Below are 17,323 nucleotides of genomic sequence, written 5' to 3'. Positions count from 1 at the left end.
AGAGTCTTCTCATTTTTTCGGTGGAGTGCTAGCGTCAGCCTCGTCGACGACGACCCGGAGTTGACTACCCCCCGATCACGAAGGAAATCCAGCATGATCAAGTCTGTCTCGCGGGCACTCGCGAAGAAGGAAAACGGCGAAAAGGGCTTCACCCTGATCGAGCTTCTCGTCGTCGTCATCATCATCGGCATCCTCGCCGCCGTCGCCATCCCGGTCTTCCTGAACATGCGCGAGGGCGCGTGGAAGTCGTCGGTCGAGAGCGACCTGTCGAATGCTGCGCTGGCGATCGAAGCGGCCGTGACCGAGAACAACGGCTCGCTGACCGGGCTGACGATCCCCAACTCCGCCAACGCCGACGGAGATGACCTCGATATCACGAAGGGCGCGGCTGGCGCTGTCGTGGGCACGATCACGGTCACCGATGGAAACGAGCTCACGTTCCAGATCACCGGCAACGCCTACAAGATCACAGGCGCGAACGAGAACATCAACAGCGGGAACGACACGCTTCTTTACGACAGTGAGGAAGGTGGACTCGCCTCCGAGTGGGTCCCTGGCAGCGCCCCTACCAATCCGTAACCACGTTCAGCACCACCCGAACCGTTGTGCCTGCGCGGCTTCCGCGCAGGCACAACGTGTCACCAGCGACCGAACGGAGGGGAGTGGATGCCGGTGCGCACGCAACAGTCCGACAGCGACGACGGCTTCACCCTCGTCGAGGTGATCGTCGCCATGCTGATCTTCACGATCATCCTCACCGGCTTCCTCTACACGATGACCGCCAGCCTGACTTCCACGCGGGACACCCGAGCCCGGGTGGTGGCCGCCAACCTCGCCTCGCAGCAGATCGACGTGCTGCGCTCCGCCGCCAGTCCTTTCGCGGTCAACGACAACAGTTTCGACACTCAGCTCAACGGCGACACCTTCCACATCAGGGTGCTGACGGAGTGGGTCACCACCACCGGCTCCGCCGCGAACTGCGAAGCGGGCGCCGCGGTGGCCTCGCTGGCCTACAAGCGGGTGACGGTCGAGGTGACCTGGGACAACATGCGCGCAGGTGCCCGGCCGGTGTACACCGACACGAGCCTCACCCCCCGCAGCAAGATCAACGACAAGGACCTCGGCACCGTGCTCGTGGGCGTGGTCAACGCCGCCGGCACGGCCGTCGCCGGGGCCACGGTGAGTCTGACCCCCGCCGGCGTCGCCGCGGTGACCACAGACAGCGACGGCTGCGCGTACCTGCTCAAGGTGCCGCCGGGCAATTACACGGTCACCGTCTCGAAGGCCGGCCATGTCAACGAACAGCAGATCGCCGCGCCCGAGGCGACCGTCGACGTCACGGCGGGCGGATCGTCCCGCCTCAGCTTCGCCTACGACCGTGCGACGACCTACAGCGTGTCCTACGGCTCCGGGCTCCCCAGCGGCGTGCGCATTCCGACCTACCTCACCACCACGTTCCTATCGACCTACGGCGCCTTCAAGATGCCGGCCACCACCAACGCGAAGACGAAGACGTTCTCGCTCTACCCTGTCGCATCGGGATACAGCATCGTGGCGGGAGCGTATGCCGAGACCCCCGAGAACCCGGCCACGAGCTGCCTCGCGCCGGACCCTGGTGAATGGCTGCCGGACCCCGCGAAGGTGGGAAAACGTCCTGGTGCCGTGGCGGGAGCCGCGGGAAGCGTCGTCACCGCGGCGGTGCCGATGGGCGAGGTGCGGCTCTCCAGTGCGAACGGCGGCAGCGGCACGCACCTCAAGGCCGTCTACGTCGGCGGCGGTCCCGGCGACCCCGGCTGTGAGGCCGAGATGACCTACACGTTCGGCGACATCATCAGTGGGAATGCCGCCACCGTTCTGCTCCCCTACGGCACGTGGAAGCTGTACCGCGGCAACGCCTCGGCGCAGACAACGCAGATCACGAGCGGCATCGTGGTCCCCGCCGGCGGCAGCGTCGCGTCGGGGATCGTCGTGCTCGACCCTCGGGTGGCGCCATGACCTGGGTATGTGGGAAGCGCCGGCGTCAGGGCCGGGACGACGGCATGACGCTCATCGAGCTCGTCGTCGCGATGGGCGTGTTCGGCATCCTGCTCACGCTGGTGGTGTCGATGTTCGTCAGCGCGGCGCGCTCGTTCAGCGATCAGCAGGGCGCCATCGACAACAGCCGTCTGGCATCCACCTCGATGAACGAGGTCACGCGCATCATCCGCGCGGGCACCGAGATCCCGGTGTCCGGAACCTCCGTCAAGCTCCCCGTCTTCGTGTACGCGGGCGCGGAGAAGATCATCATCCATTCGTTCATCGACGCCGGGACCTCAGCCGATCCGGCACCGGTGAAAGTCGAATTCGCGCGCAACGCCGGGAACGAACTGGTCGAGACCCGCTGGGCCGCGTACCACTGGCCGGTCGGCACGACGTACTGGGTCTTCCAGCCGTCTGCGGCCTCGTCGCGCACGATCGCGCGATCGCTCACCCCTGTCTCAGCAGCAACACCACTCTTCCGCTACTACGACAAGAACGGCGCGATCCTGTCGCCGTCGGCGGGCGCCAGCCTCTCGGTCGATCAGATCCGCAACATCGCGAGTGTGCGGGTGACGATGCGGGTGCAGGCGGATGCCAGCGGGCGGGTGGAACCCGTCTCGATCCAGAACATGGTCGGGATTCCCAACCTCGGTGTCGCACGGGTGGATGTGCACGGATGATGTCGATCACGAAGAGTTCGCAGCGCGACGAGGGCGCCGCCCTGGTCATCGTCATCGCGGTCGGCGCGGTGGTCGCACTGTTCATGAGCCTGCTCGTGACGGTCTCGGTCAACGGGATGAAGCAGGCCAGCGCCGATGCGAACTGGAACGCGGCGCTCGCCGCCGCGTATGCCGGGGTGGACGAATACCAGAGCAGGCTCTCCGCCGACACGAGCTATTGGCGCTACGGCAACGATGCCTCCCCCTTCAGCAGCACCAGCGACCTGGACCCGCCGCCCGCCGCCAATCCCGCTTTCGGAATCGGCGCAGGTGGGAGCTGGGCGACGGTCGCCTTGAGCGACGACCGTGCCGAGTTCCGCTACGAAGTCGACAACTCGCACTATGCCGCGTCCGGCCGCATCCGCGTGCGCTCCACCGGCAAGGTGGGCCAGGCGACGCGCACGGTCGTCGCCGACCTCAAACAGGAGGGATTCATCGACTTCCTGTACTTCACCGACTACGAGGTGCGGGACCCGAGCCTGGCCGGCACGACGCACGCGAGCTGCTTCAAGGATGCCGCGAAGACGCAGCTCAAGTACAGCTGGGAAACCCGCCCCGTCGGCACCACGTGCCACGAGATCGCCTTCGGCGAGTCGGACGTGACGAAGGGGCCGGTGCACTCGAACGACACCATCCGTGCCTGTGGCTCCGCCTTCGAGGGCCCGGTCACCACCGCCAAATCCACCACTCCCTACTCCGTGAACAAGAACTCCAGCGGCGACAGTTGCAGCGCGGCCGACTTCCCGACCGGCTATCCGGCCTACAGCGGCGGGGTGAAGGGGTTCCCGGCCACCAACTCCCAGTTGAAGAAGGAGACCCGCAGCGATCTGACGACGGCGGACGTGCCGCGGCCGGGGTGCCTGTACACCGGCCCCACGCAGTTCGAGTTCTTCGCCGACGGCACCGTCAACATCAAGTCGCCCTTCACCAAGTTCACCCGCATCGGCAACGAGGCAGCCGACGCCGCCTCGGCATCGGCACCGGCGGAGTGCGGCCTGATCGCGCAGCTGCAATCGCCCGGCGGGGCGACGATCACCGTGCCCGACAACAACGTGATGTACGTGCAGAACGTGCCGGCGGTGAGCAGCGACGCGAACTACTGGGCGGCCGATCCGGCCGGTTTCACCTGCAAGAGCAGCGGCGCCAGCGGCGAGCGGGGCTGGTCGATCGGTACCGATGCGGCCAAGAGCGGCTACCCCGTCAGGACCTCGACCACATCGACGACCGAGGTCGCCCCCACCGCCACCACGTACGGCTGCCGGGCGGGGGACATCTTCGTCAAGGGGCGGTTCCACGGCTCCGCGACCATCGCGGCCGAGAACTACGTCTTCATCGTCGGCGACATCACCTATGTCGACATCGTGGAGGACATCCTGGGGATCGTCGGGAACAACGCGATCTGGGTGTGGAACCCGCTCAACAGCAGCAACGCGACGCTCCTGGCGGACAACCGCACGATTCACGCGGCCATCCTCTCCGTCGCGCACACGTTCCAGGTGCAGAACTACGACAAGGGCGGACCCCAGGGGACCCTCCACGTCCGGGGGGCCATCGCGCAGAAGTTCCGTGGCACCGTCGCGACCTCCAGCAGCGGCAGCATCACGAACGGGTATGCGAAGAGCTACGTCTACGACGACCGATTCAAGGTGCAGGCGCCGCCGAAGTTCCTCAACCCCGTGACCACGACCTACGGCGTGACGACCTGGATCGAGATCGGCGCCGTCTGGGCAGCGGACGGGTCGGCGCGATGACCGGCATTCTGACGCTCATCCCGGCCGCGTTCCTCGTCGTCGTCGCCGGCATCATCGGCACGCTGGTCGGCTCGTTCCTCAATGTCGTCATCTGGCGGGTGCCGCGCGGGGAGAGCATCGTGCGGCCCGGCAGCGCGTGCCCCGAGTGCCGGCGGCCGATCGCCTGGTACGACAACGTGCCGATCGTCTCCTACCTCGTGCTGCGCGGCCGGTGCCGCCACTGCGCCGCCCACATCTCGGTGCGTTATCCGCTGGTCGAGCTCGGCACCGGGCTGGCGTTCGCGATCGTCGTGTGGGGCGGCATCGCCGGCAGCTTCCCGGCGGCGGCCGTGCCCGCGCTGCTGTACTGGGCGGCCATCGGCATCGCCCTCACCCTCATCGACATCGACCACCACCGGCTGCCCAACGTCATCACGCTGCCCGCCTACGCGGTGACCGGCGCCCTCGTGGCGGCGGCGTCCGTGCTCACGGGGGAGTACGACCGGCTGCTCATCGCCGCGGCGGGGTTGGCGATCCTCGGTGGCTTCTACCTCGTGCTCGCCCTCGGATACCGCGGCGGCATGGGGTTCGGCGATGTCAAGCTCGCAGGCTCGCTCGGGATGATGCTCGGCTGGCTGGGATGGCCGCAGCTGGTCATCGGCGGCTTCAGTGCCTTCCTCGTCGGCGGAATCGTCGGCATCGCGCTCATGGTCATCGGCCGGGCGGGCCGCAAATCGCGGCTGCCGTTCGGCCCCTTCATGCTGATCGGCTCGTGGATCGGCATCTTCGCCGGTCCCGCGATCGCCGATGTCTACCTCGCGGCGACGGGACTCGCATGACACTCCACGGAGGACACACATGGCAGCAGTAGTGGCACTCGACCTCTCCAGAGGCGGGCTGCGTGGCGTGCAGGTGGAGGCGCCGTACACGGCGCGGCCCAAACTCACCCGGTTCGCCGCGGTCGAGGTGCCCGAGGGCACCATCTTCGACGGCGAGATCATCGATCAGCGGCGTGCGACCGTCGCGATCAAACAGCTGTGGAAGGCCGGCCGCTTCACGACCAACAAGGTGGTGTTCGGCGTCAGCAACCGCAAGGTCGTCGTGCGCGAGGTGACGCTGCCGGCATTCACGGGGCCGCGCCGCAAGACCAGCCTCCGCTTCGCGGTGGAGGGTCAGGTGCCCATCGACCTCGACGACGCGATCCTCGACTTCCTGCCGCTGCGCGACGTGGAGGACAAGGGCGAGCCGCGGCAGGAGGGGCTCCTCGTCGCGACGGTGCGCAGCAGCCTCGAGTCCACCGTCAACGCCATCGAGCGCTCCGGCAAGCTCGTCGACGCCATCGACTTCGCAGGGTTCTCGCTGCTCCGGCTGCTGCCGGGACCGCTGCGCGGCATCCAGGCCATCGTGAACGTCGGCGCCTCATGCACGACGGTCATCATCGCCGCCGCCGCAGCCCCGCAGTTCGCGCGCATCGTGCCGAGCGGCGGCGACGACGTCACGCGCAGCATCGAACGCGCCCTGGGGGTGAGCTTCGCCGAGGCGGAGCTCGACAAGGTCGCCCGCGGGCTGCAAGGCGGCGCCACCACGACACGCGACATCGAGGCCGAGACGGTGCTGCGCGAGAACATCGCCAACCTCATCGACAGCATCCGCAACACGCTCAACTTCTGGGACAACGCCCACCCCGACCACCCGGTCTCGAGCGTCGTGCTCACCGGCGGCGGCAGCCGGCTCACCGGTCTCGCGCCGGTGCTGACCCGGGCCCTCGGGGTTCCCACGAGCTACGGCGACCCGTTCGCCGGGTTCACCGTCGCCCCGAAGCTGCGGGAATCGGGCATCGAGAACTGGGCCCTCGAGCTCGCCGCCTCCCTCGGCGTCGCCGTCGGCGCCAAGACCAGCACGCCGGTCGACGCGCAGGCGCGGGCGAAAGCCGGGGGCAAGCCGCGGGTGAAGGCGGAGGGCAAACCGCCCACCAAGACCGATGGCAAGAACGGCAAGAACCGCACCGAGACCGCCGCTGAAGGCAAGGCGCAGGCACGGGCGGGCAAAGCCGCGAAGGCCGGCGCGAAGGGGGGTCGGAAATGACCGCAGAAGTGCTCGAACGCCGTCAACGGCGCGAGTCCGAGCCGCCGATGACGTGGCCCACCGGGTCGACGCTGTCCGTCGCGCGCGTGGACCTGCTGCCGCCGATCGTCGAGATCCGCCGGCGCCAGGGCAAGACCGTGCGGCTGCTGGCCTTGGGCCTCGTGGGGCTTCTCGTCATCGTGGCGATGGTCGGCGTCGCGATGGCGATGCTCGCCGGAGCCGCCGAGCAGCGGCTGGCCGCCGAGCGCACGCGCAACCAGCTGCTGGTGCTGGAGCAGCGCGAGTACGCCGAGGTCTCCACCGTCATGTCGCAGCTCGCCGCGCACAGCATCGCCGAAGTGGCGGCGCTGTACTCCGAGGCGGACTGGGCGCGACTGATGACGCAGCTCGACAACGCGCTGCCCGACGACTTCGCGCTCACCTCCGAAGTGATCACCGTCAAGGGCGTCGCCGCCGACGCCGGTGCCGTCGCACAGAGCACGGGGCTGGACGCAGCGGGCGTGATCGAGATCACCTTCACCGCCACGGCCGCGCGCTTCGATTCGCCGACCCCGCTGCTGAATTCGCTGAAGGACCTCACCGGCTACGTCAGCGCGACGGTCAACGCCGTGTCGGCGTCGGGCGAGGACGGCTACGTCGTCACCGGTGTCATCCAGCTGGGAGCCGAGGCCCTCGGCGGTACCGCACGGGTGGCGGCGCTCGACCCCGAGATGATCGCGAGCCTGCATACCCTGATGGAGGCGATCGCGACCGGGGCGGTGCTCGAAACCGGGGATGCCGCCACCGCCGAGGGCGCCGAAGGCACGGACGCCACTGAGACGGGGGAGTGACCCATGGACAAGCACCGGCTCAGCCTCATCGTCATCGGCGTCTTCGCCATCGCCATCCTGGTGGGCGGGTGGTTCGTCGGCGTGCAGCCACAGCTCGACCGCTCGTCGCGGGCGAACGTGCAGACCGCCTCGCTCATGCAGACCAACGACATCCAGCACGCCAAGAACCAGGCGCTGGCCGCTGAGCACCTCAAGCTCGAGGACTACAAACGCGAGCTCGCCGAGAACCAGCAGCGCATTCCGGCCGCCCGTGCGCAGCAGGAGCTGATCAACCAGATCGATGCCGCGGCCGCCGCCGCGGGGGTGAGCATCCGCTCCCTCACCTTCGATCCCGCGGTGTCGTTCGCCGCCCCCGAAGACATCACCGCCGCCGTCGGGGTGGACAGCGACTTCATCGGCGTGCCGCTGACGCTCTCGGCAGAGGGCGAGCGGGCGGCGCTGGAGGCGTTCGCCGCGAACGTGCAGAACTCCGCGCGCGTGATCACGATCGGGGGGAGCCAGTTCACCGGAGGCGAGATCGATTCCCTCGTCATCTCCGGCGCGACGTGGGTGCTGATGCCGGCGTCGTGAGACCGACCGGGGTGGGCGGCGACCCGAGGGCCGCCCACCCCTGTCAAGCCCCGGAGCTGCGCTGGACCCGACCGATAGCCTGGCGCGATGAACCTGCAGCGCATCATCGCCTGGGCTCTGTCGACCAAACCGGTGCGGGCCTTCCTGCTCTACAGCGAGCACCGCGGGCCGGTGCTGGCCGACAGTGTCACCTACCGCACTCTGTTCAGCGTCTTCGCGGGCGTGCTGCTCGGCTTCTCGCTCGCCGGCCTCTGGCTCGCGGACAACCCGGCGGCCTTCGACGCGCTCATCGCCGGCGTCGACAGCGCCATCCCCGGCATCGTCGGTGAGGGCGGCATCATCGAGGATCCGCAGGACGTCGCCGTCCCGGCCGGGCTCACCATCGCCGGCATCCTCTCGCTCATCGGTCTCGTCGGTGCCGCGATCGGTGCCATCGGCACCCTCCGCACCGCCATGCGCATCATCGCCGACCGCGTGACCGAGGACGTCATGTTCGTGTGGGTGCTGCTGCGCAACCTGGGTCTTGCCATCGGCATCGGCGTCGGCCTCGGCGCCTCGGCCGCCATCAGCTTCCTGGGAACGGCCGGCCTCGGCATCGTCGGCGACTGGCTGGGCCTGGCTCAGGACTCGCCGGTGCTCGACATCGGCGGCCGCATCATCACGGTCGTCGCGGTCTTCGCCCTCGACGCCGCCATCATCGCCGGCGCCTTCTGGGTGCTCTCGGGGCTGCGGGCATCGGCCCGGGCGCTCTGGAGCGGGGCGCTGCTGGGTGCGGTGGGCCTCACGGTGCTGCAGCAGCTGTCGGGCCTGTTCGTGGGCGGGGCGTCGTCGAACCCGCTGCTGGCCTCGTTCGCCTCGCTCATCGCGCTGCTGCTGTGGTTCAACCTCTCGGCGCAGGTGATCCTCATCGCCAGCGCCTACATCGTCACCGGCGTCGAGGAGGAAGCCGACCGGGTGCGCGCGCGACACGGTGCCCAGACGTTCGCGCAGCGCCGCGTGCGGCGGGCGGAGAATGCCGTCATGGTCGCCTCCGACGAGCTCACGCGGGCACGGGAGGTCGAAGCCGAAGAACGGGAGAAGGCGCTCGAGAAGGCCCGGGCATGACCCGAGTGCCGGCGTACACCGCCGCGCAGGTGCGCGCCGCCGAGGCGCCGCTGCTGGCGGCGGGGGAGCCGCTCATGCAGCGCGCCGCGGCCGCGCTGGCCGACGTGCTGCGTCAGGAGCTGCCGCCCGGCGGCCGCGTGCTCGTGGTGGCCGGCCGCGGCGACAACGGCGGCGACGCGCTGTTCGCGGGGGCCGCGCTGGCGGCGGAGGGGACAGCCGTGGACATCGTGCAGACGACGGATGCCGCGCACGCGCAGGGCCTGGATGCCGCCCTGGCGGCGCACGCACGCGTCATCGCGCTCGACGAGGCCGCCGCCGCCGACCCCGCGTACGCGCTCATCGTCGACGGCATCGTCGGCATCGGCGCCACGGGCGACCCGGCGCTGCGCGGCGGCGCCCGCGAAGCGGTGGCCGCCCTCCTGCCCGCCGTGCGCCGCGGCGACATTCGCGTGATCGCCGTCGATCTCCCGAGCGGCCTGCAGCCCGATGACGGCACGGTCGCCGACGACATCGTGCTGCCCGCGTCCGTCACGGTGACCTTCGGTGCGCTCAAGGCGGGGCTCGTGCGCGACGCCGGCCCGCGTCTGGCGGGCCGCGTCGTGCTGGTCGATCTGGGACTGGATCTTCCCGCCGGCGAGGCGGTGGACGACGGGGACGTCGACCTCTTGCGGCACCCGTGACGGGCGCGTGAAGATCACGTTGCCATCTCCGCGCTGACGGTGGGAATCGGGTGCGAGTGGCAACGGCACCCCCTCACAGTCGGTAGCGTCGTATCGTGGCCCATCAGCGAGAGAACGACACCGCAGCCTCCCACCCGCTCCAGGCGACGCATCCGCTCGCCCTCGCACCCGTGACGGCCCCCGCCGCCACGGTCGACGGATTCGTGGCGGAGTTCCTGCAGAACCTCAACCTCGAGCGGGGGGTGACGCTGACCGCCTCCAGCCCCAATGACCGCTACGTCGCGCTGGCGTACACGGTGCGGGATTACCTCATCGCGCGGTGGCTCGAAGACCGCCGGCACCTGCGGGAGACCCAGGCCAAGACCGTCTGCTACCTGTCGGCCGAGTACCTGCTGGGTCGCCAGCTCGAGAACAACCTGCTGGCGACCGACCTCACCGACATCGCCACCGAGGCGCTCGCACAGTGCGGTATCGACCTCCACGAGCTGCGCGACCTCGAGGTAGAGCCCGGCCTCGGCAACGGCGGTCTCGGCCGCCTCGCGGCGTGCTTCATCGATTCGCTGGCCACCATGAGCGTGCCCAACATCGGCTACGGCATCCGCTACGAGTACGGCATCTTCCGCCAGACGTTCGAGGACGGCCAGCAGAGCGAGCAGCCCGACGCCTGGCTCGCCCTCGGTTCGCCGTGGGAGTTCCCCCACCCCGAGGCCGCGCAGACGATCGGCTTCGGCGGCCACACCGAGACCTACCAAGACGACGAGGGCGTCACGCGCTCGCGCTGGGTGCCCGGCTGGAGCGTGCGGGCCGTTCCGTACAACTACATGGTCCCGGGCTACCGCAGCGGCCGCGTCAACACGCTGCGCCTGTGGAGCGCCCAGGCCACCGACGCGTTCGACCTGCGCATCTTCAACTCCGGCGACTACGAAGAAGCCGTGCGCGCGCAGACCTACGCCGAGAACATCTCCAAGGTTCTGTACCCCGAGGACTCCACACCGCAGGGCAAGGAGCTGCGCCTGCAGCAGCAGTACTTCTTCGTGGCGGCATCCATCGCCGACTTCATCGACGCGCAGCTCGCCGACGGCACGGACCTTGCGAACCTGCCCGACAAGGTCATCTTCCAGCTCAACGACACCCATCCGGTCATCGCCGTGCCCGAGCTCATGCGCGTGCTCGTCGACGAGAAGGGCATGACGTGGGATGCCGCGTGGGACATCACCCGCCAGTGCTTCGCCTACACGTGCCACACGCTGCTGCCCGAAGCCCTCGAAGTGTGGTCGGTCGAGCTGATGGGGCGGCTGCTGCCGCGGCATCTGGAGATCATCTACCGCATCAACGAGGAGTTCCTCGCGGCCGTGCGGGAACGGTTCGGCGACGATGAGATGCGCATCCGCGACATGTCGATCATCGCGGAGTTCCCGGAGCGCTCAGTGCGTATGGCGTACCTCGCGACCGTCGCCGCCGCGAAGGTCAACGGCGTCGCGGAGCTGCACTCGCAGCTGCTGCGCGAGAAGGTGCTGCCCGACTTCGACGAGTTCTTCCCCGGCCGGTTCATCAACGTCACCAACGGCGTGACGCCCCGCCGCTTCCTGCGGCTGGCGAACCCCGACCTGTCGGCGCTCATCACCGAGGCGATCGGCGAGGGGTGGGTCACCGACCTCGAGCGTCTGCAGGAGCTCGAGCCGTACGCCGACGACGCCGACTTCCGCTCCGCGTTCGCGCAGGTGAAGGCCGCCAACAAGCGACACCTCAGCGACGTGCTGCGCGCCCGCGACGGCTTCGAGGTCGGCGACGGTCACATGCTCGACGTCATGGTCAAGCGCCTGCACGAGTACAAGCGTCAGATGCTGAAGCTCCTGCACATCGTCACGACGTACGAGAACATCGTGTCGGGCAAGGTCGCCGCCGCCGACGTGCAGCCGCGCACGTTCCTCTTCGGCGCCAAGGCCGCTCCCGGCTACGTCATGGCCAAGCGCATCATCCACCTCATCAACGCCGTCGGCTCGGTCGTCAACGCCGATCCGCGCGTCGAGGGCCGGCTGCAGGTGCTGTTCCCGCCGAACTACAACGTCACGCTCGCCGAGCGGGTCGTGCCCGCCGCCGACCTGTCGGAGCAGATCTCGCTCGCCGGCAAGGAGGCCTCGGGCACCGGCAACATGAAGTTCGCCCTCAACGGCGCACTCACCATCGGCACCGACGACGGCGCGAACGTCGAGATCCGCGAACTCGTCGGCGACGAGAACTTCTTCCTGTTCGGCATGACCGAGCCCGAGGTCGAGGCGCTGTGGGCCCGCGGGTACCGGCCGAGCGACTTCTACGCCGCCGACGACGACCTGCGTCGCAGCATCGACCTCATCGCATCGGGGGCGTTCTCCGGCGGTGACCGCTCGGTGTTCGAGCCCGTCGTGTCGAACCTGCTCTACGACGACCGCTTCATGGTGCTCGCCGACTACCGGTCGTACATCGACGAGCAGGCGAAGGTGGATGCCGCCTACGCCGACCGCGACGCATGGACGCGCTCGGCGATCCTCAACGTCGCGCGGTGCGGGTTCTTCTCGTCCGACCGGTCGATGCGCGACTACATCGACCGCATCTGGCACACCCCGCCGGTGATGTGACTCAACGGGCGTAGCGCTCGACGAACGTCCGCAGGATGCGACCGGTGTGCGTCACGGGCTCCCGCCGCACGGCCGCGAGGGTGAGGTCGAGCTCCTCGGGGGCGAAGTACCCGTGGCGGGCGTACGTGCGGATGCGGGTGGTCATGCCGTCGACGTCGCACTCCGGGTGGAACTGGGTGGCGTAGACGTTGTGGCCCACCCGGAACATCTGCACGGGGCACGCCGCCGACGTCGCCAGCAGCGTCGCCGACGGCGGCAGGCGGGTGATGGCTTCCTTGTGGCCGACGAAAGCGGTGAACTCGTCGGGGAGGTCGGCCAGCAGCGGGTCGGCGGCGCCTGCCGCCGTGCGCGACACCGTCACGACGCTGATGGGCTCGCGGTACGTGCGGTCGATCACCGCGCCCTCGTGCGCGCCGAGCGTTCCGATGCCGTAGCAGGCCCCGAAGAACGGGAAGTCGCGCGGCACCACCTGGTCGAGCAGGCGGGCGAAATCGGCCTCGGCGCGACGCTGCACAGCGGACTTGCTCTGGACCGGGTCGGACGCGTTGAAGGGACCGCCACCGACGAAGATCCCCGAGTAGGCATCCAGGTCGACATCCCCCAGGGGACCTGCTTCGAGCCGTACGCGGTGGAGGTCTCTCTCGTCCAGACCGGTGAACCGGAGGAAGAGCGCATACTCCTCGTCCGCCGGGACGTCTTCGGGTCGGGTGGCCAGCAGCAGGAAAGGCTTCATCGCGCCCGAGTCTATGCGCGTGGCCGCACGGCGCCGCCCGCAGATGATGCTTCATCCCGCGCACCGCGCGGCCTAGGGTGAAAGCGACGGCCGCAGACCCCGCGGCCGCGACAGCGACGTCGCAGGGAGAACCCCATGTCCACCATCGCCTGGATCGGCCTCGGCCACATGGGTGCGCCCATGGCCGCCCACCTCGTCTCCGCCGGACACACCGTGCGGGGCGTCGACCCGGTGCCCGCCGCGCGCGACGCGGCCGCCGCCCGCGGCATCCAGCTCGTGGACTCCGTCGCCGAGGCGCTGCAGGGCGCTGACGCGTGTCTCACCTCGCTCCCCGGCCCCGCCCAGGTGCGGGAGGTGTACGGGGCGCAAGACGGCGTCTTCGCCCATGCGGCCGCCGGCACCCTGCTCCTGGACACCTCCACCGTCGACGTCGGCACCTCGCGGTGGTGCCACGACGAGGCCGCCGCCCGCGGCCTCGCGTTCGTCGACGCGCCGATCTCCGGCGGCACGGCCGGGGCAGAGGCCGGCACCCTCGCGGTCATGCTCGGCGGGCACCCCGACCACCTCGTGCGCGCGCGGACCGTCGTCGAGCCGATGGCCCGCGCCGTCATCGACTGCGGCGAGGCCACCAGCGGCATCGCCGCCAAACTCGCCAACAACATGATGCTGTTCATCAGCGTCATGGCGATGTCGGAGGGTTCGCAGCTCGCGGAGCATCTGGGGCTCGATCCGCACGTGTTCTGGCAGGTGGTGGATGCCTCGTCCGGCCAGTCCTGGGCGCAGCGCACCTGGTACCCGGTGCCGGGGGTCGTGCCCACGGCCGCGGCCAACCACGACTTCGACGCGACCTTCTCGGCCGACCTCGCGCGCAAGGACTGCGGACTGGCGGTGCAGGCGGGGGAGGCGACCGGGGTGCACCTCCCCGCCGCCCGGCTGGCACTCTCGCAGTTGCAGCAGCTCGCGGCGGAGGGCCTGGGGGGCAAGGACTGCACGCTCGTGGCGAAGTTCGCCTCGCCCGACGGCACGCTGCGCGGCTACACCCCCGCGCCCCGCGAATAGCACTCCGCGCCATGCGGGGCAACGGCGTCCGGCGTGCCGTCGGGGCGCGTTAGGGTCGGATCAGGAGGTCATTTCATGGCTATTGCACGAATGCAGGGAGGCCCGCTCGACGGGCAGCTGCTTCCCCTGGAGGACCCGGAGATGGACCGGCTCATCCTTCCGTACAGCGAGACGCAGGTCGTCTACGAGCGCGCCGGCGCCCCGGAGAACACCGGCTCCGACGACGGTCCCACCGAGGCGGTCTTCCGCTTCGTCGAGGCGGAGGACGACATCGTTCCCGAGCGCGACGACGAGAACGACCCGTGGTGACAGCGGGCGCCGATCCGTCCGCAGCCGAGCCTTCCCGCTCCCTCGAAGTCGAGCACACCTACGACGTCGACGCGGCCACGCCGCTGCCGGACTGGACGGTGCTCCCGGGTGTCGCCGCGGTCGGCGAGCCCGAGCCGCGCGACCTCGACGCCCGCTACTTCGACACCGCGGCAGCGCACCTCGCCCGCGCCCGCGTCGCCGTGCGCCGACGGTCGGGCGGGCCCGACGAGGGGTGGCACATCAAGATCGCCACGCCCGAGGGCAAACACGAATGGGCCTGGCCGCTGGACGTCGAGCCCGCCGACGACGCGCTCGACGTGCCCGTGCCCGAGCCGGTCGTCGCGGCACTGGCGCAGTGGGCGCAGCCGCCGTTCACGGCGCTCGCCCGCATCCGCAACCACCGCACGGCGTACGCCCTGCGCGATGCCGACGGTGCGCTGGTGGCCGAGTTCGTCGACGACCAGGTGACCGCCCGCGACGAACGGCGTGGCACCGAGTCGTCGTGGCGCGAGTGGGAGCTGGAACTCGGTCCCGCCGCGCCCGTCGACCCGGCGGCGTTCTTCTCGGCTGCCGACGATGTGGTCGCCGCCGTGGGCGGGCGCCCCGCGGCATCCGAGTCGAAGCTCGCCCGCACGCTGGGAGCCTGACACTCCCGCACACCGCCCGTGAACGAACGAACGCCGCCCCCGATCGGAGGCGGCGTTCGTGCGTCGACGCGAGGCGTCAGAGGTTGATCATGTGACCCGCGAGGCCGTGGAAGGCCTCCTGCAGGGCCTCCGACAGCGTCGGGTGGGTGTGCACGTTGCGTGCGGCTTCGAGCGCGGTGAGGTCCCACTTCTGCGCGAGGGTGAGCTCGGGCAGCAGCTCCGACACGTCGGGTCCGATGAGGTGGCCACCCAGCAGCTCGAGGTGCTCGGCGTCGGCGATGAGCTTGACGAAGCCGATCGGCTCGCCCAGGCCATTGGCCTTGCCGTTCGCGCTGAACGGGAACTTCGCGACCTTCACGTCGTAGCCGGCATCGCGTGCCTGCTGCTCGGTGAGACCGAACGAGGCCACCTGCGGCGAGCAGAACGTCGCCCGCGGCATCATGCGGTAGTCGCCGAGGGTCTGGGTCTCGGCCTTGGCGATGGTCTCGGCGGCGACGACGGCCTGCGCCTCGGCCACGTGGGCCAGCTGCAGCTTCGCGGTCACGTCGCCGATGGCGTAGATGCCCTCGACGTTCGTGCGCATGTAGTCGTCGATGTCGATCGCGCCGCGGTCGGTGAGCTTGACCCCGGTGTTCTCCAGGCCGAAGCCCTCGACGTTGGCGGCGAAGCCGATCGACATCATGACCTTGTCGGCCTCGATCGAGCCCTTCGCGCCGTCGGCGTTCGCGCTGTAGGCGACGGTGACCTTCGAGCCGTCGTCGGTGACCGACTCCACCTTGGTGGAGGTGAGGATGTCGATGCCGTACTTCTTGTACTGCTTCTGGATCTCCTTCGAGACCTCGACGTCCTCGTTGGGCAGTGCCCGGTCGAGGAACTCGATGATGGTGACCTTCACGCCGTAGTTGCTCAGCACGAAGGCGAACTCCATGCCGATCGCGCCGGCGCCGACGATCACGATCGAGCCCGGCAGGTCGCGGGTGAGGATCTGCTCCTCGTAGGTCACGACGTTCTTGCTCAGCTGCACGCCGGGAAGCAGACGCACCTTGGAGCCGGTGGAGATGATGGCGTTGTCGAAGGTGATCCGCTCGGTGGAGCCGTCGGCCTTGGCCACGTCGATCGTGTGCGCGTCGGCGAACGTGCCGCGGCCCTCGTACTCGGTGACCTTGTTCTTCTTCATCAAGAAGTGGATGCCCTTGACGTGGGTCTCCGCGACCTTGCGGCTGCGGTCCCACGCGGTGCCGAAGTCGAAGCTCACGTCACCGGAGATGCCGAACAGGTCGGCCTTGTGCAGGAAGGTGTGCGCGAGGTCGGCGTTGCGAAGGAGAGCCTTGGAGGGGATGCAGCCGACGTTCAGGCACACACCGCCCCAGTACTTCTCTTCGATGATGGCGACAGACAGGCCGAGCTGCGCGCTGCGGACCGCTGCGACATACCCGCCGGGGCCCGCGCCGAGGATGACGACGTCGTAGTGAGGCATGACCACCAGCCTAGTCCTGGTCGGGGCGCTGGTCCCCGCCTGCGGCGGCGGTCTCGCGCGCCTGGGCGAGGTCGCGTTCGCGACGGGCGCGACGGGAACGGGAGATGAGAAGGTACGCCACGGCCGCGACGAGTGCGGCCACCACGACGCCGACGATCGTCCAGATGAGGGCGGAGGAGGCGTCGCCCCCGTCGTCGGCGGGGGTCGGGGTGGCGGTCACCGCCACGGTCGGCGCAGCACTGTCGTCGGGTGTGGGCTTGGCGCTCGCGCCGGGCGGCGCGGCGGGGGCGCTCGCCGACGGGGAGGGGGCGCCACCGGCGACGGTGAACGTGAACTCGCCGTCGATCGGGTGGCCGTCGCTGGAGACGATCTTCCACAGCACGCTGACGGCTCCGGTCGCGGGGCCCTCCAGCGCCTGGACGACGTCGGTGCCGTCGATGACGGGGTCGCCGGAGGTGAGGTCGGCGCCGGTGGCATCCGTCACCTCCACGAGGGTCGCGCCGGGCTCGTCCAGCGGGAACGCCGAGAAGGTGAGGGTGATCTCCTCCGGCAGCGCCTGCACCGATGCGCCGTCGGCCGGGTCACTCACCAGCAGCTCGTCGTGGGCGGATGCCGGCACGGCGGTGACGAGCACCGCGGCCAGGCCCAGGCCGATCGCGGCGGCGACGGCGGCCAGGCGTCGGGTCAGCGGCACGTGAATTCCTTGTGACAACACCCGTCCGAGCCTACCCGGGGGTACCGCGGCG

At 69.6% G+C, this 17,323-nt stretch carries 17 protein-coding genes; 14 read left to right on the top strand and 3 right to left on the bottom strand.

Going from position 1 to position 17,323, the window contains the following annotated elements; translation table 11 throughout:
- Nucleotides 1–93: 93 nt before the first annotated feature.
- The 11 genes from ACFVR6_RS13025 (at nt 94) to ACFVR6_RS12975 (ending at nt 12,352) form a co-directional block, all read left to right on the top strand.
- A complete protein-coding gene (locus ACFVR6_RS13025; protein WP_386963659.1) occupies nt 94–579 on the top strand; it encodes a type IV pilin protein in 486 nt (161 codons plus the stop codon).
- Nucleotides 580–666: 87 nt separating this feature from the next.
- Nucleotides 667–1,995, top strand: coding sequence for a carboxypeptidase regulatory-like domain-containing protein (locus ACFVR6_RS13020; RefSeq protein ID WP_386963657.1), 1,329 nt, complete (start codon nt 667–669; stop codon nt 1,993–1,995).
- On the top strand, nt 1,992–2,699 hold the full coding sequence (locus tag ACFVR6_RS13015) for a PilW family protein (protein WP_386963655.1): 708 nt from the start codon (nt 1,992–1,994) through the stop codon (nt 2,697–2,699). The genes ACFVR6_RS13020 and ACFVR6_RS13015 overlap by 4 nt, the downstream gene beginning before the upstream one ends.
- Complete coding sequence (locus ACFVR6_RS13010) at nt 2,696–4,489, top strand: hypothetical protein (RefSeq protein ID WP_386963653.1); 1,794 nt, start codon at nt 2,696–2,698, stop codon at nt 4,487–4,489. Before ACFVR6_RS13015 ends, ACFVR6_RS13010 begins: the two co-directional genes overlap by 4 nt.
- A complete protein-coding gene (locus tag ACFVR6_RS13005; protein ID WP_386963651.1) occupies nt 4,486–5,307 on the top strand; it encodes a prepilin peptidase in 822 nt (273 codons plus the stop codon). The genes ACFVR6_RS13010 and ACFVR6_RS13005 overlap by 4 nt, the downstream gene beginning before the upstream one ends.
- A gap of 19 nt (nt 5,308–5,326) precedes the next feature.
- Nucleotides 5,327–6,553 carry a type IV pilus assembly protein PilM gene (gene pilM, locus ACFVR6_RS13000; protein ID WP_386963649.1) on the top strand — a complete coding sequence of 409 codons (1,227 nt, stop codon included), beginning with the start codon at nt 5,327–5,329 and terminating at the stop codon, nt 6,551–6,553.
- Nucleotides 6,550–7,383: a hypothetical protein gene (locus ACFVR6_RS12995; protein ID WP_386963647.1), complete on the top strand. Its 834-nt coding sequence runs from the start codon at nt 6,550–6,552 to the stop codon at nt 7,381–7,383. The genes pilM and ACFVR6_RS12995 overlap by 4 nt, the downstream gene beginning before the upstream one ends.
- Before the next feature lie 3 nt (nt 7,384–7,386).
- Nucleotides 7,387–7,953 carry a type 4a pilus biogenesis protein PilO gene (pilO, locus tag ACFVR6_RS12990; RefSeq protein WP_386963645.1) on the top strand — a complete coding sequence of 189 codons (567 nt, stop codon included), beginning with the start codon at nt 7,387–7,389 and terminating at the stop codon, nt 7,951–7,953.
- 87 nt (nt 7,954–8,040) lie between these two features.
- Nucleotides 8,041–9,057 carry a YihY/virulence factor BrkB family protein gene (locus ACFVR6_RS12985; protein ID WP_386963643.1) on the top strand — a complete coding sequence of 339 codons (1,017 nt, stop codon included), beginning with the start codon at nt 8,041–8,043 and terminating at the stop codon, nt 9,055–9,057.
- Complete coding sequence (locus ACFVR6_RS12980; protein ID WP_386963641.1) at nt 9,054–9,737, top strand: NAD(P)H-hydrate epimerase; 684 nt, start codon at nt 9,054–9,056, stop codon at nt 9,735–9,737. The genes ACFVR6_RS12985 and ACFVR6_RS12980 overlap by 4 nt, the downstream gene beginning before the upstream one ends.
- A 170-nt stretch (nt 9,738–9,907) precedes the next feature.
- The gene (locus tag ACFVR6_RS12975) at nt 9,908–12,352 is read left to right on the top strand and encodes a glycogen/starch/alpha-glucan phosphorylase (protein WP_386963814.1); all 2,445 of its coding nucleotides are present in this window, start codon (nt 9,908–9,910) and stop codon (nt 12,350–12,352) included.
- A gap of 1 nt (nt 12,353) precedes the next feature.
- Here the strand turns inward: ACFVR6_RS12975 and ACFVR6_RS12970 are convergent, their stop codons facing one another.
- The gene (locus ACFVR6_RS12970; protein WP_386963639.1) at nt 12,354–13,085 is read right to left on the bottom strand and encodes a glutamine amidotransferase; all 732 of its coding nucleotides are present in this window, start codon (nt 13,083–13,085) and stop codon (nt 12,354–12,356) included.
- 135 nt (nt 13,086–13,220) lie between these two features.
- Between ACFVR6_RS12970 and ACFVR6_RS12965 the strand changes: the two genes are divergently transcribed.
- The 3 genes from ACFVR6_RS12965 (at nt 13,221) to ACFVR6_RS12955 (ending at nt 15,100) form a co-directional block, all read left to right on the top strand.
- Nucleotides 13,221–14,144 (top strand): NAD(P)-dependent oxidoreductase, encoded by a 924-nt coding sequence (locus ACFVR6_RS12965; protein WP_386963637.1) that lies wholly within the window; start codon nt 13,221–13,223, stop codon nt 14,142–14,144.
- Between the two features lie 75 nt (nt 14,145–14,219).
- Nucleotides 14,220–14,453: a response regulator gene (locus ACFVR6_RS12960; protein WP_386963635.1), complete on the top strand. Its 234-nt coding sequence runs from the start codon at nt 14,220–14,222 to the stop codon at nt 14,451–14,453.
- A complete protein-coding gene (locus ACFVR6_RS12955) occupies nt 14,447–15,100 on the top strand; it encodes a CYTH domain-containing protein (protein ID WP_386963633.1) in 654 nt (217 codons plus the stop codon). The genes ACFVR6_RS12960 and ACFVR6_RS12955 overlap by 7 nt, the downstream gene beginning before the upstream one ends.
- Before the next feature lie 76 nt (nt 15,101–15,176).
- On the opposite strand, the gene lpdA is transcribed toward ACFVR6_RS12955, so the two are convergent.
- Together lpdA and ACFVR6_RS12945 are read right to left on the bottom strand one after the other, a co-directional pair.
- Complete coding sequence (lpdA, locus tag ACFVR6_RS12950; RefSeq protein WP_386963631.1) at nt 15,177–16,577, bottom strand: dihydrolipoyl dehydrogenase; 1,401 nt, start codon at nt 16,575–16,577, stop codon at nt 15,177–15,179.
- 10 nt (nt 16,578–16,587) lie between these two features.
- A complete protein-coding gene (locus tag ACFVR6_RS12945) occupies nt 16,588–17,271 on the bottom strand; it encodes a copper resistance CopC family protein (RefSeq protein WP_386963629.1) in 684 nt (227 codons plus the stop codon).
- Nucleotides 17,272–17,323: the final 52 nt, after the last annotated feature.

It is taken from the genome of Microbacterium sp. NPDC058021, assembly GCF_042885955.1.
GTDB lineage: Bacteria > Actinomycetota > Actinomycetes > Actinomycetales > Microbacteriaceae > Microbacterium.
Note: the sequence above shows the minus strand (reverse complement) of the source record. Positions and strands in the feature narration are given on the sequence as shown.